The sequence below is a fragment of the Salinilacustrithrix flava genome, assembly GCF_041228405.1.
Classification (GTDB): domain Bacteria; phylum Actinomycetota; class Acidimicrobiia; order Acidimicrobiales; family Salinilacustritrichaceae; genus Salinilacustrithrix; species Salinilacustrithrix flava.
Genome location: NZ_CP133888.1, coordinates 1,298,128 through 1,318,378 on the forward strand (window position 1 = coordinate 1,298,128; position 20,251 = coordinate 1,318,378).

23 protein-coding genes are annotated in these 20,251 nt (G+C 72.6%); 12 read left to right on the top strand and 11 right to left on the bottom strand.

The features are described 5' to 3' along the window. Positions 1–34 precede the first annotated feature (34 nt). The 6 genes from RGQ06_RS06505 to RGQ06_RS06530 all read left to right on the top strand — a co-directional run bounded on the left by RGQ06_RS06505 (position 35) and on the right by RGQ06_RS06530 (position 6,721). Positions 35–784: a GNAT family N-acetyltransferase gene (locus tag RGQ06_RS06505; RefSeq protein ID WP_432427378.1), complete on the top strand. Its 750-nt coding sequence runs from the start codon at positions 35–37 to the stop codon at positions 782–784. After that, a complete protein-coding gene (locus RGQ06_RS06510) occupies positions 781–2,763 on the top strand; it encodes a DUF6049 family protein (protein WP_432427377.1) in 1,983 nt (660 codons plus the stop codon). The genes RGQ06_RS06505 and RGQ06_RS06510 overlap by 4 nt, the downstream gene beginning before the upstream one ends. Before the next feature lie 68 nt (positions 2,764–2,831). Further along, the gene (locus RGQ06_RS06515; protein WP_432427376.1) at positions 2,832–3,668 is read left to right on the top strand and encodes a DegV family protein; all 837 of its coding nucleotides are present in this window, start codon (positions 2,832–2,834) and stop codon (positions 3,666–3,668) included. Positions 3,669–3,685: 17 nt separating this feature from the next. After that, complete coding sequence (locus tag RGQ06_RS06520; protein ID WP_432427375.1) at positions 3,686–5,233, top strand: protein kinase domain-containing protein; 1,548 nt, start codon at positions 3,686–3,688, stop codon at positions 5,231–5,233. Between the two features lie 58 nt (positions 5,234–5,291). After that, complete coding sequence (locus RGQ06_RS06525) at positions 5,292–5,852, top strand: RNA polymerase sigma factor (RefSeq protein WP_432427374.1); 561 nt, start codon at positions 5,292–5,294, stop codon at positions 5,850–5,852. Then, positions 5,849–6,721, top strand: a complete 873-nt coding sequence (locus RGQ06_RS06530) for a hypothetical protein (RefSeq protein ID WP_432427373.1) — start codon at positions 5,849–5,851, stop codon at positions 6,719–6,721. The genes RGQ06_RS06525 and RGQ06_RS06530 overlap by 4 nt, the downstream gene beginning before the upstream one ends. 45 nt (positions 6,722–6,766) lie before the next feature. Here the strand turns inward: RGQ06_RS06530 and RGQ06_RS06535 are convergent, their stop codons facing one another. Continuing rightward, complete coding sequence (locus RGQ06_RS06535; RefSeq protein WP_432427372.1) at positions 6,767–7,132, bottom strand: hypothetical protein; 366 nt, start codon at positions 7,130–7,132, stop codon at positions 6,767–6,769. A 45-nt stretch (positions 7,133–7,177) separates the two neighbouring features. Here RGQ06_RS06535 and RGQ06_RS06540 point away from each other — a divergent pair, with 45 nt between their 5' ends. The 3 genes from RGQ06_RS06540 (at position 7,178) to trxA (ending at position 8,957) form a co-directional block, all read left to right on the top strand. Continuing rightward, positions 7,178–7,531, top strand: coding sequence for a hypothetical protein (locus RGQ06_RS06540; RefSeq protein WP_432427371.1), 354 nt, complete (start codon positions 7,178–7,180; stop codon positions 7,529–7,531). Further along, positions 7,528–8,547: a thioredoxin-disulfide reductase gene (trxB, locus tag RGQ06_RS06545; protein ID WP_432427370.1), complete on the top strand. Its 1,020-nt coding sequence runs from the start codon at positions 7,528–7,530 to the stop codon at positions 8,545–8,547. Before RGQ06_RS06540 ends, trxB begins: the two co-directional genes overlap by 4 nt. A gap of 89 nt (positions 8,548–8,636) precedes the next feature. Beyond that, complete coding sequence (gene trxA / locus RGQ06_RS06550) at positions 8,637–8,957, top strand: thioredoxin (protein WP_432427369.1); 321 nt, start codon at positions 8,637–8,639, stop codon at positions 8,955–8,957. A gap of 180 nt (positions 8,958–9,137) precedes the next feature. Here the strand turns inward: trxA and RGQ06_RS06555 are convergent, their stop codons facing one another. The 10 genes from RGQ06_RS06555 to rpmH all read right to left on the bottom strand — a co-directional run bounded on the left by RGQ06_RS06555 (position 9,138) and on the right by rpmH (position 15,800). Continuing rightward, positions 9,138–10,079 (bottom strand): ParB/RepB/Spo0J family partition protein, encoded by a 942-nt coding sequence (locus tag RGQ06_RS06555; protein ID WP_432427368.1) that lies wholly within the window; start codon positions 10,077–10,079, stop codon positions 9,138–9,140. Continuing rightward, on the bottom strand, positions 10,076–11,185 hold the full coding sequence (locus RGQ06_RS06560) for a ParA family protein (RefSeq protein WP_432427367.1): 1,110 nt from the start codon (positions 11,183–11,185) through the stop codon (positions 10,076–10,078). Before RGQ06_RS06560 ends, RGQ06_RS06555 begins: the two co-directional genes overlap by 4 nt. A 192-nt stretch (positions 11,186–11,377) precedes the next feature. Beyond that, entirely contained in the window at positions 11,378–12,052 is a 675-nt protein-coding gene (gene udk, locus RGQ06_RS06565) for a uridine kinase (protein ID WP_432427366.1), read from the bottom strand. 23 nt (positions 12,053–12,075) lie between these two features. After that, the gene (locus RGQ06_RS06570) at positions 12,076–12,402 is read right to left on the bottom strand and encodes a cupin domain-containing protein (RefSeq protein ID WP_432427365.1); all 327 of its coding nucleotides are present in this window, start codon (positions 12,400–12,402) and stop codon (positions 12,076–12,078) included. 44 nt (positions 12,403–12,446) lie between these two features. Next, entirely contained in the window at positions 12,447–13,067 is a 621-nt protein-coding gene (locus RGQ06_RS06575; protein ID WP_432427364.1) for an RsmG family class I SAM-dependent methyltransferase, read from the bottom strand. Between the two features lie 93 nt (positions 13,068–13,160). Then, positions 13,161–14,084, bottom strand: coding sequence for an RNA-binding cell elongation regulator Jag/EloR (gene jag, locus RGQ06_RS06580; protein WP_432427363.1), 924 nt, complete (start codon positions 14,082–14,084; stop codon positions 13,161–13,163). 16 nt (positions 14,085–14,100) lie between these two features. Further along, positions 14,101–15,066, bottom strand: coding sequence for a YidC/Oxa1 family membrane protein insertase (locus RGQ06_RS06585; protein ID WP_432427362.1), 966 nt, complete (start codon positions 15,064–15,066; stop codon positions 14,101–14,103). 10 nt (positions 15,067–15,076) lie between these two features. Continuing rightward, complete coding sequence (yidD, locus tag RGQ06_RS06590; protein ID WP_432427361.1) at positions 15,077–15,319, bottom strand: membrane protein insertion efficiency factor YidD; 243 nt, start codon at positions 15,317–15,319, stop codon at positions 15,077–15,079. After that, on the bottom strand, positions 15,316–15,648 hold the full coding sequence (gene rnpA / locus RGQ06_RS06595; RefSeq protein WP_432427360.1) for a ribonuclease P protein component: 333 nt from the start codon (positions 15,646–15,648) through the stop codon (positions 15,316–15,318). The genes yidD and rnpA overlap by 4 nt, the downstream gene beginning before the upstream one ends. Positions 15,649–15,665: 17 nt before the next feature. After that, positions 15,666–15,800 carry a 50S ribosomal protein L34 gene (gene rpmH, locus RGQ06_RS06600; protein ID WP_432427359.1) on the bottom strand — a complete coding sequence of 45 codons (135 nt, stop codon included), beginning with the start codon at positions 15,798–15,800 and terminating at the stop codon, positions 15,666–15,668. A 417-nt stretch (positions 15,801–16,217) separates the two neighbouring features. Here rpmH and dnaA point away from each other — a divergent pair, with 417 nt between their 5' ends. The 3 genes from dnaA (at position 16,218) to recF (ending at position 20,228) form a co-directional block, all read left to right on the top strand. Next, positions 16,218–17,627, top strand: a complete 1,410-nt coding sequence (dnaA, locus tag RGQ06_RS06605) for a chromosomal replication initiator protein DnaA (protein WP_432427358.1) — start codon at positions 16,218–16,220, stop codon at positions 17,625–17,627. Positions 17,628–18,030: 403 nt separating this feature from the next. Continuing rightward, on the top strand, positions 18,031–19,134 hold the full coding sequence (dnaN, locus tag RGQ06_RS06610) for a DNA polymerase III subunit beta (protein WP_432427357.1): 1,104 nt from the start codon (positions 18,031–18,033) through the stop codon (positions 19,132–19,134). A gap of 8 nt (positions 19,135–19,142) precedes the next feature. Continuing rightward, entirely contained in the window at positions 19,143–20,228 is a 1,086-nt protein-coding gene (recF, locus tag RGQ06_RS06615; protein WP_432427717.1) for a DNA replication/repair protein RecF, read from the top strand. The last annotated feature ends 23 nt before the right edge of the window (positions 20,229–20,251 follow it).

A 20,251-nucleotide genomic window follows, 5' to 3' on the forward strand; every position in this document is an offset into this window, starting at 1 on the left:
CCCCCCGCTCGGGTCCCGGCCGTAACGTGGAACGGTGACCGCCACCGACACCGTCACCGCCCGGGGGGTGCGCATGCGGGTGCGACCGTGGCGGGGCCGCTCCGACACGGCCGAGCTGTCGTCGGTACCGGCCGGGGCGATGGTGCCGCCGGGTCTGGTCGCCCTGGCCGTCGAGCGCGCCCGCACCCGCGGGTACGCGACGGTCGTCACGCCCGCGCTCCCGGTCGGCGAGTGGCGCGCCTACATCGACGCCGGGTTCTCGGTGCGCGAGGAGCTGCACCTGCTCGGCCACGACCTGCTCGACCTCCCCGACCGGCGGGCGCCCGAGCGGCGGGTCCGCACGCGACGCGTCCATCGGCGCGACCGCGACAGCGTCCTGGCCATCGACCGGACCGCGTTCGACCCGTTCTGGCGCCTCGATGCCGACGCCCTCGAGGACGCGGTGCGCGCCACCCCGTCCACCCGGTTCCGGCTCGACCGCGACGGGCACGGCTACGCCCTCACCGGCCGGGCCGGCGACCGCGGCTACCTCCAGCGCCTGGCGGTCGATCCCGGGGCGCAGGGCTCGGGCCTCGGGTCCGCCCTGGTCGTCGACGGCCTCTGGTGGCTGCGCCGGTGGCGGGTGCGCGAGGCCCTGGTGAACACCCAGACCAGCAACGAGCGCGCCGTGGCGCTGTACGAGCGGCTCGGGTTCCGGCGCCGCAGCGAAGGCCTCGCCGTGCTCGAGCTGGACGTCGCCTCCCACCCCGCGCCCCCGACCCCCGACCCCGGACCGGTGCCGTGATCCGCAGGCACCGCCTCCTGCTCGCCATCGCCGCCGTCGCCACCGCACTGGTGGCCGCGGCATCGCCGACCCCCGCGCAGACCGATCCGCCGCCCCCGCCCACGATCCAGCTGGCCGACCGCTCGCCCTGGATCGGACCCGAGGGGGAGGCCACGTTCCTGCTCGACACGTCCGGCGACCTCACCGGCGCGACCATCCAGGTCGAGGTGTTCTCGGCGCTGGACTCGGTGGAGGAGCTCGAGGAGTCAGCCGACGAAGACGTCGGCGTGCGCCTCGCCCTCGCGCCGCCGCGCAGCGTCGACCTCCTCGCGCCCGGACCCGACGGCACCCGGATCGTCGGCCTGCGCGCGTCGGCCGACCCGACCGACGACCAGACGGTGCAGCTCGTCGCCCCCGGCGTGCACCCCGTCGTCATCACCCTGCTCGGTGCCGACGGCGCCGTCCTCGACGAGATCCGCACCCCGCTCGTCCGCCTCGGCGACGAGACCGCCGGGTGGGAGGCGCCGGACCTGGCCGTCCTCCTCGACGTGGCCGCGACCCCGACCCTGCAGCCCGCCGGCACCCGGGCCATCGAACCCGGCGAGCTCCGACGCCTCGCCCGGGTGGGCGACCTGCTCGCCGCCCACCCCGGCCTCGACCTGTCGGTGGCCGCCGTGCCCGACACCGTCGACGCCCTCGGCACGCTCCCCGACCCGGCCGCGGCCACGCTCCTCGAACAGCTCACCGGGCGGGACCTGCTGGCGATGCCCTACCTCCCCCTGCCGGTGGCGGCGCTGATGGACGCCGGGCTCGGCGGGATGGTCGCGCCGCTCGTCGAGCGCGGCGACGCCCTCCTGGCCGATCGGCTCGGCGCGGAACCGGACCGCGACGTCTGGGTGGGCACGACGGCAGCCGGCCGGGACGGCGCGCGCCTGCTCGACGAGCTCGGCTTCGAGGCGGTCGTCGTCGACGCCGCCGAGGCGGACGACGAGGACGAGCCCGCGCCGCTGGCCGCCGCCGGACCGTTCCCGTCACCGACCACCGCGCCCCTCCTCGGCATCGTGACCGACCAGGCGCTGTCGGCCGAGCTCGCCCGCCCCCTCGACGAGCGCGCCGACGCCTCCCACCTCGCCCTGGCCCGGCTGCTGCTGCGCCCGGTCGACGACGGTGGGGGCGATGACGAGTCCCCCTCGGTCCTGGTCCGACCGGGGGAGCTGGCTTCGGTGTCCGTGCTCGACGGGTTGCTCGGGCTCCTCGACGACCCCGAGGCACCGGTGCGCGTGGGTGGGCTCGGCCTCCTCGACGCCGTCCCCGACGACGACGCCGACCCGGTCGTCCGCCGCGAGGCGCCGAGCCCGGATCTGGGCGACATCGCCCGCCGGGTCCTCACCGCGGCCGGACCGCTCGACACGTTCCAGACCCTGACCGGGCTGCAGTCCTCGCGCGCCGACGACCTCCGCCTCCAGGTGGCCACCGCCGTCGCGTCCACCACGCCGCCGGACCGGCGGGACGCGGCGATGGACGCGGTCGAGGAGGTGCTCGGCACCGCGTTCGGCAGCATCCGCCTGTCCGGCCAGACCGACCTCAACCTCACCTCCCGGCGCGGGACGCTCCCGGTCACCATCGAGAACGCCAACCCCTTCCCCGTCGACCTCGTCGTGCGCACCCGCAGCGACCGCCTCGCCTTCCCCGACGGCGGGGAGACGCCCGTGACGGTCGAGGCCGAGGACGTGCTCCGGATCGACGTGACGGTGGAGGCCCTCGCCACCGGCTCGGTGCCGGTGTTCGTGGAGCTGTGGACGCCGGACGGGACCGTCCGCCTCGACGGCCGCCAGCTCAACGTCCGGTCCACGGCGATCAGCGGTGTCGGGCTCGTGCTGTCCCTCGGCGCCCTCGCCGTCCTGGTCGTCTGGTGGGTGCGCCACTGGCGGCGGACCCGGCGCGAGCGAGCCCTCGGCGAGGCCACGGGGTCAGGGACGGCCCCCGAGCCGATGGGCTAGACACTCCCGCACCGGGGGGTCTGGCGCCCCGCGGCGTCCCGACCGACCGAGCACCACCGGAGAGCACCATGGCTGGCGTCCGCATCGTCACCGACAGCGCCTGCGACCTGACCGACGACGAGGCCACGTCCCTCGGCATCGAGGTCGTGCCGCTGTCGATCCGCTTCGGCAGCGACGAGTTCGAGGACCGCTCCGAGCTGTCGGCCGAGGCCTTCTACGAGAAGATGGACCAGCGCAGCGAGCTGCCGGAGACCGCGGCGCCCTCGCCCGGGAAGTTCGAGGCCGCGTTCCGGCGCCAGGCCGAGGCCGGGGCCGACGCCGTCGTCTGCATCAACCTGTCGTCGGACCTGTCCGCCACGATGGCGGCGGCCGAGAACGCCGCCCGCGCCATCGGTGACGATCTCGACGTGCGGGTCGTGGACTCCAAGTCCATCACCGCCGGCCTCGGCACCCAGGTGCTGCTGGCGGCCCAGCGCGCCGCCGACGGCGCGTCGGCCGACGAGGTCGTGGCCCTGGTCGAGGATCTCCGGGCCCGCACCCACGTCATCGGCTGCCTCGACACCCTCGACAACCTCAAGAAGGGCGGCCGCATCGGCGGTGCCCAGGCGATGCTCGGCTCGCTGCTGTCGATCAAGCCGATGATCGACATCTCCACCGGCGTCGTCGAGGAGGCCGGCAAGCACCGGACCCGCAAGAAGTCGCTGGAGGCGCTGCGCGAGAAGGTGCGCTCGTCCGGGAAGGTCGAGCACCTGGCGATCATGCACGGCATGGCCCCCGACGTCGACGTGATGACCAAACTGCTCGACGAGGACGGCTACGACTACCGCGTCGGCCACATCGGCGCGGTCATCGGCTCCCACGGCGGGCCGCGCGTCGTGGGCGCCTGCTGGGTCGATCCGGCCTGACGGGTAGCGTCGGAGGGGTGTCGGAGCACCCCACGCGGCCGACGACCGTGACCCCGAGCCGCAGTCCCCTCGAGCAGGGCACCACCATCGGCGGCCGCTACCGGCTCGAAGCCCCCATCGCCTCCGGTGGCATGGCCACCGTGTGGCGGGCCACCGACACCGTGCTGACCCGCCCGGTCGCGGTGAAGGTGCTGCACGCCCACCTGGCCGCCGACCCCGAGTTCGTGGCCCGCTTCCGGCGGGAGGCCGTCGCCGCCGCCCGCCTCGCCCACCCCTCGATCGTGGCCATCTACGACACCTCCGACGACCCGGAGGCGATCGTGATGGAGCTGGTCGACGGGCGCACGCTGCGCGACGAGCTCGACGCCCGCAGCTTCCTGCCCGCAGCCGAGGCCGTGGCCATCGCATCGGCGATCTGCCAGGCGCTCGAGGCGGCCCACAAGGCCGGCATCGTCCACCGCGACGTGAAGCCGGCCAACGTGCTGCTGTCCGCCGGCGGCCAGCTCAAGGTCGCCGACTTCGGCATCGCGAAGGCGGCCCGCACGTCGGGCGAGGACGACCTGCCCGACCTCACCGCCATCGGCCGGATGGTCGGCACCGCCAAGTACCTCGCGCCCGAGCAGGTCTCCGGCGGCGAGATCGACGCCCGCACCGACGTCTACGCCGTCGGCGCCGTCCTCTACGAGATGCTCTGCGGCCGGGCCCCCTTCACCGGCGACAACGACCTCGCCGTCGCCACCGCCCGCCTGCACGGCCCACCGGAGCGACCGCGCGCCGTGCTGCGCACCGTGCCGCCCCGCCTCGACGACATCGTCATGAAGGCCCTGGCCACCGATCCGGACCAGCGGCACCACTCGGCCTCCGCGCTGTGGGCCGACCTCCAGTCCTGCCCGGTGGACGACCAGCCGCTCGCCCCGGTGGTGGCCACCGACGCCACCGTGGTCGGCGACCAGCCGTCCTTCACCCGGACCGAGCGATCGTGGTTGGTGCCCGCCCTGCTCGTGAGCCTGGTGGCCGTCGCCCTCGGCCTGGCCTGGGTGCTCATCGGCGGCAGCGAGGCGCGGCGTGACCTGATCGACCTCGTCGACCGCGTCCGGCCGGGCGGGGAGCCCGCCGCGCTGGACGGTCCGGTCGATGTCCTCGCCGTCGTCGCCGCGTCGGACTTCGACCCCCAGGGCGATCAGGGCGAGCACCCCGACGAGGTGCCGTTCGCCCTCGATGGCGATCCGGCCACCGCCTGGACGAGCGAGACCTACGACTCCCGTCAGGACTTCCTCGGGCTCAAGGACGGGGTCGGCCTCGTCCTCGACCTGGGCGACGCCTCCGACGTGACCGAGGTCGTGCTCACCACACCCAACGAGGGGTGGTCCGCCGCCATCCACGTCGCCGACAGCCCCGGCGCCGGCATCGCCGACTGGGGTGAGCCCGTGGCCATCGTCGAGGGCTCCGGTCCGGGCGAGACCACCGTCGACCTCGAGGCCGAGGGACGCTACGTCCTGGTCTGGATCACCGACCTCGGCGCCCGCAGCTTCGAGCTCCAGGAAGCCGTGGTCCGCGGCCGCTGATCCCAGCGCTCGGTACGCTCCCGCCATCGCTGGCGACACCCGGACCGACGAGGCGCTGGTGGCCGCCGCCCAGGGCGGTGACCGGGCGGCGATGGACGCCCTGCTGCGTCGCCACCACGAGCGGATCTGGGCCGTGTGCCGTCGCCTCGCCGGCAACGACGCGGATGCCGCCGACGCCACCCAGGAGGCGATGCTGCTCATCGTCCGGCGCATCGGCACCTTCGACGGCCGCTCCCGGTTCACGACCTGGGCCCACCGGGTGGCCACCAACGCCTGCCTCGACGAGCTCCGTCGCCGCAAGCGCCGCCCCGCCGACCACCTGCCCGACGACGACCCCGAGCACGGGCACGCGACACCGGACCGGAGCGAGCCCGTCGACCAGGCGGTGAGCGAGCGCATGGCCATCGACGAGGCCCTCGCCGCCCTTCCCGAGGAGTTCCGGGCGCCGATCGTGCTGCGCGACCTGGGCGGGCACGACTACGCCGAGATCGCCGCCATCCTGGACATCCCCGCCGGCACCGTCCGCTCCCGCATCGCCCGGGGCCGGTCCCGACTGGCCGAGCTGCTCGGCCCGGGGAACCAGTCGCCCGCCACCGACCGTCCAAGCACCCGACCATGACCGACTCCCCCACCCCCGCCGAGCCCGGCCCCGTCGATCCCGCCGTCGAGCTGGCCAGCGCCCACCTCGACGGCGAGGCGGGCGCGGACGAGCGCGCCCGGGTCGGGGATCCGGCGGTGGAGGCGCACCGGGCGGCCTTCGCCGAGGTGGCCGACGCGGTGCGCGAGGTGCCCCCTCCCCCGCCCGGCCTGCTCGACGACCACGTGGCCGCGGCGATGGACGCGTTCGACGGCGACGCCCGCGTGGTCCCCCTCGGCCGGTCGCGGACGGCGCAGCCGTGGTGGCAGCGGATCCCGCTCGGCGCGGTGGCCGCCGGACTGGTGATCGTGGCCCTGATCGGCGCGATCGGGCTGGCCTCCACGATCGAGGGGGACGACGACGACACCGCCACCGCCTCGTTGGACGCAGCCGACGACAGCGGCGAGAGCGCCGAGGCCACCGACGGCGCTGATGGCGACGCCTCCGCCGGCGCCACCATGGAGGACAGCGCGGCACTCGACGCCGACGAGGGCAGCCAGCCCGAGGCCAGCGGCGGCCCGATCGCGTATGGCAGCGCCGACGACCTCGTCGACGACGTTCGCGCCCGGCTGGCCGACGACCCCGACGAAGCGGAAGCGCCCACCGAGGAGCGCGACCTGTCCACGACGACGCCGGCCGAGCCAGACGGGGACGACGGCGACGACGAGCGCGTCGAGGATCCCTGCGACGCCGTCGCACAGCTGGGCATCGACCCCGCTGACGTGGTGCTCGCCTTCCCGGCCGTGCTCACCGGCGACGAGGTCACCGTCGTCGTCCACGACGCCGACGGGCGACGCATCACGGTGGTCGACGACGCCACCTGCACCGTCACCCTCGACCGCCCCCTCTAGGGACCACCTCTCCGAACTGGCAGTGCTCCTGTCGCGGCGAGCGCCTCAGGTGCCGGGCTGGGCGACCCGGTCGCGGGTCCGTCGTCCCCACGGGGCCGTCCGCAGGGCCGCGGCGCCGGCACCGAGCGCGGCGCTGAGGTAGGCCCCGGCCTTCACCGGCTCGACGTCGCCGGCGTCGAGGTGGCCGGCGAGCACGATGGAGACCCCGACGAGCACGGCGAGGATGCCGGCCATCGTCCAGGACCGGTGGTGGCCGAGCGACACCACGATCTCGGCCACGACCAGCCCGAGGAGGGCGCCGGCGGCGATCGGGAGGGCCTCGTCGAACTCGTACTCGCCGAGGAACACCGCCCCGAGGGCGGCGACGACAGCACCGACGGCCATGGCCACGAGGACGCGGATGGTCACCACGACGGACACGGTAGGTCCCCGCACGACCCTGGGTAGGGTGCTCGCATGGCCACGACCTCACCGGCGTCACCGACGCCCACACCGGCCGCCGCCGACCAACCCGACTGGCCTGCCCAGGCCGCCGACGCCATCGTCGAGCAGGTCGGCAAGGTCCGGGATCGCACCACCGGCCCCGCCATCAAGATCTCGGGCTACGTCGTCTTCGGGGCCTTCGCGACGCTGCTCGGGTCCGTGGCCTTCGTGCTGCTGCTCATCGGCGCGTTCCGCCTGCTCGACGCCTACCTGCCCGACGCCGTCTTCGGCGAGGAGCACACCTGGGCCGCGCACTCCATCCTCGGGGCCGTGCTCGTCCTCGCAGGCCTGTTCACCAGCCGCAAGATGAAGGGCGACAGCGCATGAGCGACGTTCGTGACGTGATCATCATCGGTTCGGGGCCCGCCGGCCTCACCGCAGCCATCTACACCGCCCGGGCCAGCCTGGACCCGCTCGTCATCGAGGGCGAGCCGTCCTCCACCAGCGACCAGCCCGGCGGCCAGCTCATGCTCACCACCGAGGTCGAGAACTTCCCCGGCTTCCCCGAGGGCGTCATGGGCCCCGAGCTCATGTCCAGCATGCGGGAGCAGGCCCTCCGCTTCGGTGCCGACATCCGCACGGAGAAGGTCACCAAGGTCGACCTCTCCGCCCGCCCGTTCAGCGTCTGGATCGGCGACCCGGAGGCGGCCGAGCCCACCTACCAGGCCAAGACGGTCATCGTCTCCACCGGCGCCCAGTCGCTGATGCTGAACCTGCCCCGGGAGAACGAGCTGATCGGCCACGGCCTGTCGACCTGCGCCACCTGCGACGGCTTCTTCTTCCGCGACCAGGAGATCGTGGTCGTCGGCGGCGGCGACTCCGCCATCGAGGAGGCCACGTTCCTCACGAAGTTCGCCTCCAAGGTCACGATCGTGCACCGCCGCGACGAGCTCCGCGCCTCCAAGATCATGCAGGACCGGGCGTTCAAGAACGACAAGATCGAGTTCCTCTGGGACACCACCGTCGAGGAGTACCTCTTCGACGAAGGTCCCCTCGGCGCCAAGCTCCGCGGCCTGCGGGTCCACAACGTCAAGACCGGCGAGGACTCCGAGCTGCTGGCCGGCGGCGTGTTCATCGCCATCGGGCACCGGCCCAACACCGACCTGTTCAAGGGCCAGCTGGCCATGGAGGACAACGGGTACCTCATCACCGGCGCCGCCGGCACCGAGATGGAGTCGGCCACCGACGTCGACGGCGTGTTCGCCTGCGGCGACGTGCAGGACCACACCTACCGCCAGGCCATCACGGCCGCCGGCTCCGGCTGCATGGCCGCCATCGACGCCGAGCGCTGGCTCGAGGCCCACGACGACATCGACCAGGTCCGCACCGAGACCACCTGGTAGCCCTCGGCTCGACCGGGGATGGAATGCCAACGGCTCCCCCTCGGTTCAACACAGCTGCATCCCCCGATCCACGAAGGAAGTTCTGCACCATGGCTGCAACCACCGTCACCGACGCCACGTTCGACGAGGTCATCGGCTCCGCCGACGAGGCCGTCATCGTCGACTTCTGGGCCGAGTGGTGCGGTCCGTGCAAGATGATCGCCCCCGTCCTCGACGAGATCGCGGCCGAGCAGGCCGGCAAGGTCAAGGTCGTCAAGCTCAACGTCGACGAGAACCAGGACACCGCCCGCCGCTTCGACGTCATGTCGATCCCCACCCTCATCGTCTTCAAGGACGGTCAACCGGCCAAGAAGATGATCGGCGCCAAGGGCAAGGGCGCCCTGCTCGAGGACCTCGCCGAGTTCCTGTAGGCCGCGAACGCCCTGGTCACAGGGCTAGTGCCTATGGATGTGCCAGTACATAGCGCGAATGGACCATCGATGTCCGCGTGACATTGGTCACTCTGGACCAGAGGTTATCCACAGGCGCTCCACAACTGGGGACACCGCTCCAGTTCGACCTGAGGGTCGGCCTCGACCCCCGGTCAAGCCTCAACCACCCACCATGCGGCGGTAGATGCGCTCCAGGTCGCCCACGTCGGCGAACTCGATCGTGAGCCGGCCCTTGCCGCTGCCCCCGCCGGCGATGGCGACCCGGGTGTCCAGGTGGTCCCCGAGGAGCGACTCGAGCTCCAAGAAGGCGGGATCCGTGGTGGGGCGCGGGCGCTGGGTGGGCTTCTGCGGCGAATCCGGCTCGGGTGTGGGCGCCGGGTCCGGCGTCCCCCCCGAACGCAGCCTGACGGCTTCCTCGGCCTCTCGCACGGAGAGCCCGTCGCGCACGATCCGCTGGGCCAGCGCCGTCTGGTAGGCGCGGTCCGGGGTGCCGAGCAGCGCGCGGGCGTGGCCGGCGGTGAGCTGGTTCTCGGCCACCAAGGCCTGGATCGCCGGCGGCAGCTGAAACAGCCGCAGCGTGTTGCTGACGGCTGCTCGGCTCTTGCCGACGCGCTTGGCCACGGCGTCCTGGGTGAGCCCGAAGTCCTCGACCAGCTGCTGGTAGGCGGCCGCTTCCTCCATGGCGTTGAGGTCGGCGCGATGGAGGTTCTCGACCAGGGCCTGCTCGAGCGACGACGCATCGGTGTCGGCGTCGCGGACCACCACCGGGATGGACTGGAGCCCAGCCCGCTTGGACGCCCGCCACCGGCGCTCGCCAGCGATCAGCTCGAACTGGCCCTCCCCCACCTCGCGCACCAGCACCGGCTGCAGCACCCCGATCTCGGCGATGGAGGCAGTGAGGCCGGCGAGGGACTCCTCGTCGAAGTGCGACCGCGGCTGGTTCGGGTTGGGCCGCACGGCGGCGACCGGCACCTCGAACGCGCCTCGCATCGTGTCGTTCGACGCGGCCTCGCTGTACTCCGCCGGGATCAAGGCCCCCAGGCCCCGTCCCAGACCCGACTTGCGGTTCATCGATCCCCCTGGTTGCTGCTGGGCGTTCATGCGGTGTCCGTCGTCTCGAGCGGGCCGCCGCTGACCTCTCGGGCCAGCTCGCGGTAGGCGATCGCCCCGCGAGATCGCGGGTCGAAGGCCAAGATCGGCTGACCGTACGACGGGGCCTCGGACAGGCGGACCGTGCGCGGGATGACGATGCGGCAGACCTTGTCCCCGAAGTGATCCCGGACCTCGGTGACGACCTGGTCGGCGAGCTTGGTGCGGGCGTCGTACATCACGCAGACGAACGTCGACACGACCAGGGACTGGTTGAGGTTGCGCTGCACCAGCGACACGTTGCGCAGCAGCTGACCCAGGCCCTCGAGGGCGTAGTACTCGCACTGGATGGGCACGAGCACCTCGGCCGCCGCGGCCAGGCCGTTCACCGTCAGCAGCCCGAGCGATGGCGGGCAGTCGATCAGCATGTAGTCGTAGTCGTCGGCCACCGACTGCAGCGCGTGGCGGAGCCGGAGCTCCCGGGAGAAGGCCGGGACCAGCTCGATCTCCGCACCGGCCAGGTCCAGGCTCGATGGGGCGACGAAGAGGTTCTTCATGGCCGTGGCCTCGATGGTGTCATCGATCGGGGCCTCGTGGATGATGACGTCGTACATCGACAGCTGCAGGTCGCGGATGTTGATCCCGAGGCCGGTGCTGGCGTTGCCCTGGGGGTCGAGGTCGACCACCAGGGTCCGGTAGCCGGCCTCGGCGAGCGCCGCCGCGAGGTTCACGGTGGTCGTGGTCTTGCCGACCCCGCCCTTCTGGTTCGCCACCGCCATGATCCGAGGCAGGGCGTTCCCAGCCGCATCCCGACGCTGCGCCGGGGCGTCGCGTTCCGGGGCGGGACCCTCGGGCAGGTCGGGCAGCGCGTCGCGACCGGGTAGGCCGCCGACCTCGAGACGAGCATCGTCGGGCATCTGGACCGGTCGGGGCGCCGGTGGGGCTGGTGCGGGGGCAGCCTCCGCCTCATCGGCGGGCGGCGTCACGGCCTCTCCGTCGCTGTGCTCGGCCGCCGCATCCGCCGCGGCGGCCTCATGGGCGTCCTGCTCGTCGGCGGCGGCACGCAGCCGTTCGAAGATGCCATCGCTGCGGGACGGGACCGGATCGGCATCAGACACCGGCCCATGGTGCTTGCCAGCGCGAGGGCGGGTCAAGGACCGTCGACGCGTTTCACGTGGAACGGTCGAGGGTCGGGGGGCCGCCTCGGCGTTTCACGTGGAACACCCGTGCTCGAGCAGCGGGGGTTTCACGTGGAACATCAACGCGTGGCGCACCCCACCGTTCCACGTGGAACATCCACCCCCGACGACTCAGCGCCGGCCGGCCAGGAGGGATTCGACCCGGGAGGTCACCAGGTCCACCCCGACCACGTTCTCCACGCCCCGGGGCACGATGACGTCGGCCCATCGCTTGGACGGCTCGACGAACTCGAGGTGCATGGGTTGCACCGTGCGCTCGTACTGGGCGAGGACGTCCTCGACCGTGCGGCCACGCTCCAGCACATCGCGGCGAATGCGCCGCAGGAGCCGTAGGTCGGCATCCGCGTCGACGTAGACCTTGACGTCGATCAGCTCCCGGATGCTCGCCGATGCGAACAGCAGGATCCCTTCGACGAGGATCACCGGGCGGGGTTCGACCCGATCCCGCCCGTCCGACCGGGTGAAGGTGGCGTAGTCGTACCGGGGGCTGTCGACCGCCTCGCCCCGGACGAGGGCCTGCACGTGCTCGACGAACAGCTCGTCGTCGAAGGAGGACGGATGGTCGACGTTGACCGCGAGCCGATCCTCGGCCGGGAGGTGGCGCAGATCGTGGTAGTAGCGGTCGTGGCGCAGGACCGCGACCCGTTCGGCCCCGACCTGGTCGATGATGCGGTCCACCACGCTGGTCTTGCCCGACCCGGACCCGCCCGCCACCCCCAGCACGACGTTCGGCGGGGGAGCAGCGCTGGTCTCGTCGGGAGCGGTGCGGTCAGCGGTGGTTGCCACGCCGGCCATTGCACCACACGGGGTCAGCGAGGCGGGAAGGGCGGGGCCAGGAACGCCAGCAGCGTGACCGGGGCATCTCCGCCGTTGGCGACCCGGAGCTCGTCCTCACCGTCGAAGCGGGCCAGGGTGCCGGCCGGGAAGGGGACGGTGCCGTCGTCGGTGTCGAGCACGGCGTCGCCCTCCACCGCGTAGAGCATCAGCTCGGAGGGCGCGTGGGTGTGGGGCGGCAGGGCCTGGCCGGCGCTCAGCCGGATCACCCGGACGTTGGTCAGGGTCCCCTCGAGGAGCGGGACGGCGACGAAGCGCTCGGGATCGTGGGCCGGCGCATCGGACAGGGAGATGAGTTCCATGCTCCGAGTATGCGCTCGCGGCGGCGCGCTCTGCGCCGACGGGGTCAGAACAGCGGTCGCCGGACCGGCACGCCCGGCTTGCGGGGGAAGCGCGCCTCCGGTGGCCCGACGGCTCGGAAGCGCTGGAGCCCGGGAGCGGGATCCAGGGGTTCCAGCCCCAGCGGCACGAGCGCCGCGGCCGGCCAGCGACCGGATGCCGGATCCGGCGGCTCGGTGACAGCCAGGACCCCGCCGACCCGCAGCAGGGGTGCGCCGCACTCCGCCGCTGCGGCGGGCGGCCCGAACAGACGGGCGGTCACCAGGTCGTGGTGCCCTCGGTGCGCCGGGTCCCGCCCCAGGTCTTCGGCGCGGCCGTGGACGACGAGCACCCGATCGTCCCAGCCCAGCCGCTCGACGGCGCGCTCCAGCAGCCGTGTCCGGCGCTGGGCGGCATCGAGCAGGACCCAGCGACTGGTCGGCCACAGCCCGGCCAGGGCGAGGCCGGGGATGCCGGCACCGCTGCCCAGGTCCACCGCCGTCGTCGGCGGCTCGAGCAGCTCGGCCAGGCGCTCGGCGTGATCGAGGTGCACCGTGACGTCGCCGGGTCCCACCGCCGAGAGGTGCTGCCCCTCGATCCAGATCTCCTGCAGCACCTGCCGCCAGGGCGCAGCGACCGGGCTGCTCATGACCCGAACCCGTGCCTGCCTGGGCCCAGGACGACCACTGGCCGACCACCCGGGTGGGGCAGTCGGCCAGCGAGGTCGAACATCAGTTCGTGATCAGTCCGGGAGGATGACGACGTGACGACGGCGATCCTCGCCCTCGCTGCTCGTGTGGACGCCGTCGATCTCGTTCACGGCGTCGTGGACGATCTTGCGGTCCGGAGGCGACATCGGCTCGAGGGCCACCGGGGTACCGGTGTCCTTGACCCGGTCGGCCTGCTGGGCCGCGAAGCGCTCGAGCGCCTCCTTGCGGCGGGCCCGGTAGCCGGCGACATCGACCCGCAGGCGCCCCTGCAGGCGGCCCGAGTGCTGCTGGGCCACGGCGGTGCGGGTCAGCTCCTGGATGGCGTTCAGGGTGGCGCCCCGGGGCCCGACCAGCAGGCCGAGGTCGTCACCCGTCACGGCGATCTCCAGGTGCTCGTCGTCCTCGCTGGTGGCCTGGACGTCGGCGTCGACGCCGAAGGCGTCCACGAGGCCCTGCACGAAGCCGAGGGCGCTCGGCTCCTGCTCGTCGAGGGTGATGTCGCTCATGGTGTCTCCTGTCGTCCCCGTACGGGGCTCACTGTCGTCGGTCTGTGGGGGCTCGGGGCGGCGGCGGCCGCGGCCCCGGGCGGGGGAGCGCTGGGGGGCGGGGTCCGGGGGCGCCGCAGCCTCATCGGCCGGGGCCGGCTCGGCGGGCGGCTCCGGGGCCGGTTCGGACGTCGCCTTGGACTTGGCCTTGGGTGCGGCGTCCTGGTCCTTCTTCGACCGCCGACGCCGGCCCCCGCCGTTGGCGCCCTTGCGGCGGTTCCGGCGGTCCAGCTTGGGGCGCGGGCGGGTCGGACGGACCCGGGCGCGCACGCGGGCGTCGGTGCGCCGCAGCCCGAACAGCGACGAGCCGGGCTCGTCGAGCACCTCGAGCTCGAGGTCGCCCGCGTCGATGCCGAGGGCATCGAGGGCGCGTTCTCGCGCCTCGTCCACCGTCCGGCCAGTGGTGACCACCCACTGCACCTGCCCGCTACCTCTTCTTCCGCTTCTTCTTCTTGGATGCCGGCTGGTACCGGCCGGCCTCGGGTCGCCCGTTTCCGGACCCACCCTCGCCGCTGCTCGAGGACTTCGGGGCCGAGGACTTCGGCGCCGAGGACTTCGGGGCCGCAGCCTTGCCGCCGCCGGTGCCCTTCTCCTTCTCCTTCATGGCCCGGGCCTCGTCGGCCGCCTTGCGGGCCTGGGCACCGAGTGAGTCCTCGCCGCCGTAGAGGGACTTGGTGATGTAGCCCTGCAGGCCGATGCGGTAGATGCTCGAGGTCACCCAGTACACGACGAGCGCAGCGGGGAAGCCGATCGAGATCACGCCGAAGAAGGCCGGCATGATCTTGAGCAGCATCTGCTGCTGGGGCATGGCCGCTGCGCTGCTGCCGCGGGCCGACACCTGCTTCTGCTGCAGGTACTGGGCCCCGATCATGACCAGGATCAGCGCCAGGTAGGGCAGGCCGTGGATGATCGACTGGCCGAGCGCGTCTGTGGTCGACTCCGACAGGTCGAGGCCGAAGCTGATCATCTCGGTCCGGCCGTCGAGGGACTGGTAGAGGTCGCTGCCCGAATCGAGGTACTTCGGGTCGAACGTGCCGTCCGCACCCCGCCGGGTGAGGCCCTGGATGAGGCGGAACAGCAGGAGGAAGACCGGGGCCTGGACCAGGAGCGGGAAGCACCCGCCGAGCGGGTTCAGCTCGTTCTCCTGGTAGAAGGCCATCAACTCCTGGTTCATCTCGTTGCGGTCGCCACCCTTGTGCTTCTGCTGGATCTTCTTCAGCTCCGGCTGCAGGAGCTGCATCTTGATCATCGAGCGGGTGCCCTTGAGGGTGAGCGGCGTGGTGATGAGCATCACCAGCAGCGTCAGCATGATGATGGCGGCCGCGTAGTTCGGGACCAGGCCGTAGAAGAAGTTCAGGATCTGGGCGCTGAACTCGAAGATTCCGTCGAACATCTCGGCGTCCTTATCGGGGGTGGTGGGAGGCGGGCTCGGGCACGCCTGGCACGGGGTCGTAGCCGTGGCCGCCCCAGGGGGCGCAGCGGACGATGCGGCGCAACGTCAACCAGGAGCCTCGGCCGGCGCCGTGGTGGGCGACGGCCTCGCGGGCGTAGGTGGAGCAGGAGGGCACGTACCGGCAGGGCGAGACCCGGCCCTCGGTGGCCTTCTGGTAGAGCCAGACCAGGCGGTCGAGCGCTCGGGCGATCACGTGCGGACCCCGGTGCTCGAGCGGACGGCGCCGGCCAGGTGCCGGCGCAGCTCGGCGGCGGTCAGACCGACCACGTCGGGGCGCACGCCGATCAGGTACCCGCCGGGCGAAAGGGCGCCGGCGGCGTCGAGGTCGTCCATCACCGGGCGCATCCGGCGGCGGACGCGGTTGCGGACGACGGCGGACCCGACCTTCTTGGACACGGCGTAGGCGACCCGGGCACCGGGGTGCTCGGGGTCAGCAGCGGGCGCGTGGACAACCCAGATCGGGCCGGAGGACCCGCGAGCACGGGACCGCGACAGGGCGGCGAAGTCCTCGCGAGAGCGCACCGGCGCGACCACACCGGTCAGGCCGAGAGCTTGGCGCGGCCCTTCTGGCGCCGGTTGCGCACGACGGCGCGACCGGCGCGGGTCGCCATGCGGTGACGGAAGCCGTGGCGGCGGGCACGCCGCTGCTTCTTGGGCTGGTAGGTGCGCTTCACTGGGTTCCTCCTCGACTGCGACCGCCGGCGCCGCGGGTGACCGGCCCGAAGGGGACGGCTGCGCGGTGGATGTTCGCCAGGCGGTGGGCGCGACGGCGCGCCGGACCAACCCGCCACGCTACCGAGGGGCCGCTGGCGGGACCAACCGGGCGGTCGGACCCACCCGTCCGGGCCGGAGACATCCGTCACATCGGGTCACTCGCGAGATCCTCACCGCAGCCCTTGCACCCGGCGTTCTGGTTGCTGCTACGTTGCGAAACCACGGCGGGAACGGCTCCTCCAGGCCTCGGCCTGGCACTGCAACCCGCCCGCACTGCCGGACGCCGCCCGGACTCCCGGTCGTCGTCTTTTTCTTTTCCACATCATGTGGACCGAGTTGTGGATTCTTGGTATCGGACAGCGGGAGGCGGTTCGTCCATGAGCGACGCCGAGACCGTATGGAAGGGCTGCGCCGCCCTCCTCCGCGAACAGGTTTCCGGCGTGGTGTGGAGCTCGTCGTTCCAGAACGTCGAGCCGCTGAGCTACGACGGATCCACCCTGGTCCTCGGCTTCCCCTCCACCGTGGTGCGAGACCGCGTCCAGGAGCGCTACCTGTCGCTGCTGCGGGCCAACTTGTCCGAGATGGGCCTCGACGTGGCCGTCACCCTCGAAGCGAGGGCGGCCACGCCCCAGGCCGTGCCGCTGTTCGACGAGCTCGCCGACATCCGGGGCGACGCGGTCGAGTCACCGTCGGCCACCAACGGCCAGCGGGCCCCGAGCGGCATCGCGCCCTACTCCCCGGACTCCTCCGAGGGCCGCTCGACCCTGAACGACAAGTACACCTTCGACGCGTTCGTCACCGGCAACTCCAACCGGTTCGCCCACGCCGCGTCGCTGCGGGTGGCCGAGACGCCGGCGCGGTCCTACAACCCGCTGTTCATCTACGGCGACGCCGGCCTGGGCAAGACCCACCTCCTCCAGGCCATCGGCAACTACGTGCTGGAGAACTACCCCACCTACAAGGTGCGGTACGTGACCTCGGAGCAGTTCCTGTCCGAGTTCGTGGACTCCATCCGCACCGGCACCAACGAGGCCTTCAAGCGGCGCTTCCGCGACATCGACGTCCTCATGGTCGACGACATCCAGTTCTTCGAGGGCAAGAAGGAGACCCAGGAGGAGTTCTTCCACACCTTCAACCACCTCCACCAGTCGAACCGCCAGATCGTGCTGAGCTCCGATCGCCCGCCCGACGCCATCCCGACGCTGGAGGACCGGCTCCGGACCCGCTTCGTCATGGGCCTGCTCACCGACATCCAGCCGCCCGACGTCGAGACCCGCCTGGCCATCCTGCGCAAGAAGGCCGAGGACGAGGCCTCCCCGGTCCCCGACGAGATCCTCGCCTTCATCGCCGAGAACATCAACGACAACAACATCCGGGCCCTCGAGGGCGCCCTCACCCGCCTCACCGCCTGGGCGTCGCTCAACCGGGAGGAGCTCACCACCGACAAGGCCACCGAGATCCTCGCCGACCTGGTGGCCGAGCGCGAGGCCCGGCCGATCACCCCCGACACGATCCTGCGCGCCACCGCGGAGTACTTCGGCTACACGGTCGAGGAGCTCATCGGCCGGTCGCGCACACGTCCGCTCACCACCGCCCGCCACGTCGGCATGTACCTGTTCCGGGAGCTCACCGACCTGAGCTTCCCGAACATCGCCAAGGAGTTCGGCGGGCGGGACCACACCACCGTCATCCACGCCGTCGATCGCATCAAGACCCAGATGAAGGAGCGCCGCCAGGTGTTCCAGCAGGTCACCGAGCTGATCCAGCGACTCAAGGCCGAGGGATGAGCACCCCAGCCTGTGGACAACGTGTGGATCCGAGCCGGTTCGCGGTGGGGACGCCACGGGGACGCGCGTGGGATGCCGTGGGGACGTCGAGCACCGGTTCGAACCCTTCGTCCACAGCGCGCGGCCACGATCGGTGGACGCGCCTGTGCACACCGTGTGGGCAGGACCCTCGAAAAGGGGACCCCGGTGACCCCCGGGTGTCCGGCACCCGACGCCCCGGGGAACGCTGGGGACACCGCCGGGACGACGATCACCCCGCTGACCTGCCCGGATGGGGCAGTATCCACAATCCACAACCCCCACCACCTCCCCCGACATCTGCACAACATCACCGTGGGAAGACGGGACAACCCGCTCGGGCCGCCCGAGCAGCAGCAGGCGATGCAAGGAGCGCACACCCCTCATGAAGCTGCGATGTGAACGAGACGTGCTCGCCGAGGCCCTGGCCACGGCCGGGCGGGCGGTCGCCAGCCGTGGTGCCCTCCCCGTGCTGTCCGGGGTCCGCCTCGAGCTGGCTGGGGATCGCCTCACCATCACCGGCTCGGACCTGGAGCTCACGGTCTCCGTCGAGCTGTCCGTCGCCGGCCTGGCCGACGGCGTCGCCGTGGTGCCCAGCCGGCTGGTGAACGACATCGTCAAGGCCCTGGAGCCCGGCGCGGTGGAGCTGGAGACCGGCGACGACGACGCCCGCATCGCGTCGGGGCGCTCGGAGTTCTCGCTCAAGACCCTCCCGGCCGACGAGTTCCCCCGGGTCTCGGCCGTCGACGGCGACGAGGTGCGCTTCGACGCCGATGCACTCACCGGCGCGCTGCGCCAGGTGCTGCCTGCGGCGAGCGGCGACGACAACCGCCCGATCCTCACCGGCGTGCTGCTCGCCGCCGAGGACAGCGGTCTGCGCCTCGTGGCCACCGACTCCTACCGCCTCGCCGTGCGCGACCTGCCCGGGGTCAGCGTGCTCTCCTCCGGCAAGCAGGTGCTGGTGCCGTCCCGCGCCCTGGCCGAGCTCAGCCGGGCCCTCGGCGACGGGGGGGAGCTCACGCTGCGCCTCGGCGAGCGCGACGCCAGCTTCGCCACCGCCAACGACAGCGGCGGCATCGTGCTCACCACGCGGCTGATCGAGGGCGAGTACCCGAACTACCAGGGCCTCATCCCCCAGAACCAGCCCAACCTGCTCACCGTGCCCCGCGAGCCCCTCATCGAGGCGCTGCGCCGCGTGAAGCTGCTGGCCCGGGACGCCACGCCGGTCCGGCTGATCATGTCCGCCGACGGCCTCGAGCTGAAGGCGGTGACCCAGGACGTGGGCGAGGGCTCCGAGAGCCTGGACGCCACCTACCAGGGCGAGGACCTCACGGTGGCGTTCAACCCCGACTACCTGCTCGCGGGCATCGAGGCGGCGTCGGGGGAGGAGATCACCCTGTCCACGATGGACTCGCTCAAGCCCGCCGTGGTCCGCACGCCCGCCTCGGACGACTACCTGTACCTGCTGATGCCGGTGCGGGTGCAGTAGCAAGCGCTCTGGCCCTCCACCTCCGCCACCTCTGGCTCACCGACTACCGCAGCTACGAGTCGGCTGACGTCACCCTCCCGCCCGGCACCACGGCCATCATCGGCCGCAACGGGCAGGGCAAGACGAACCTGCTCGAGGCGGTGGCCTACCTGGCCGGCTCCTCGCTGCGGGGCGCGACGACCGAGGCGATGGTGCGCACCGGGGCCGAGCGTGCCGTCGTGCGGGCCGAGGCCGTGCGCGGCCCCCGCGAGCTGCTGGTCGAGGCGGAGATCGCCGCTCGCGGCCGCAGCCGCATGCAGCTGAACCGCCAGCCGGTGAAGCGCCGCCGCGATCTCCTCGAAGCGCTGTCGGTGACCCTGTTCAGCCCCGACGACCTCGTGCTGGTGAAGGGCGGGCCGGCCGAGCGGCGCCGGTGGCTGGACGACGCGGCCGTCGGGCTGGACCACCAGACCGACGGGGTGCGCAGCGACGTCGAGCGCATCCTCAAGCAGCGCAACGCTCTGCTCAAGCAGAGCCGCGGTCGCCTCGACGAGGCCGCTGCCCTCACCCTCGACGTCTGGGACGACCGCCTGACCCGGGCCGGCGAGGCCCTGGCGGAGCGGAGGGAGGCCGCCCTGGCCGAGCTCGTGCCCCGCATGACCCAGGCCTACCGGGACCTGGCCGGCATCGCCCTCCCCGTCTCGGGCACCTACGACGCCCCGTGGCGTGCGGTCGGGCTCGCCCGGGCCCTCGCCGACGCGCGCGACCAGGACCTGCGGCGCGGGGTGACCACGGTCGGCCCCCACCGCGACGAGGTCGTGCTCGGCATCGACGACCTGCCGGCCCGCACGCACGCCAGCCAGGGCGAGCAGCGATCCCTCGCCCTGGCCATGCGCCTCGCCGTCCACCGGGCCATCACCGAGGTCAGCGGCGAGAGCCCGATCCTGCTGCTCGACGACGTGCTGTCCGAGCTGGACGACGGTCGCACCGAGGCCCTGCTCGCGCACCTTCCCCCGGGCCAGACCCTGCTCACGACCGCCGGTCCGCTGCCCCGCCAGACCGAGCCGGAGCTGGTGCTGCGGGTCGCCGACGGACGCATCGGACCCGACGGCTGACCCGGGAGCCCGGGGTGTCGTCG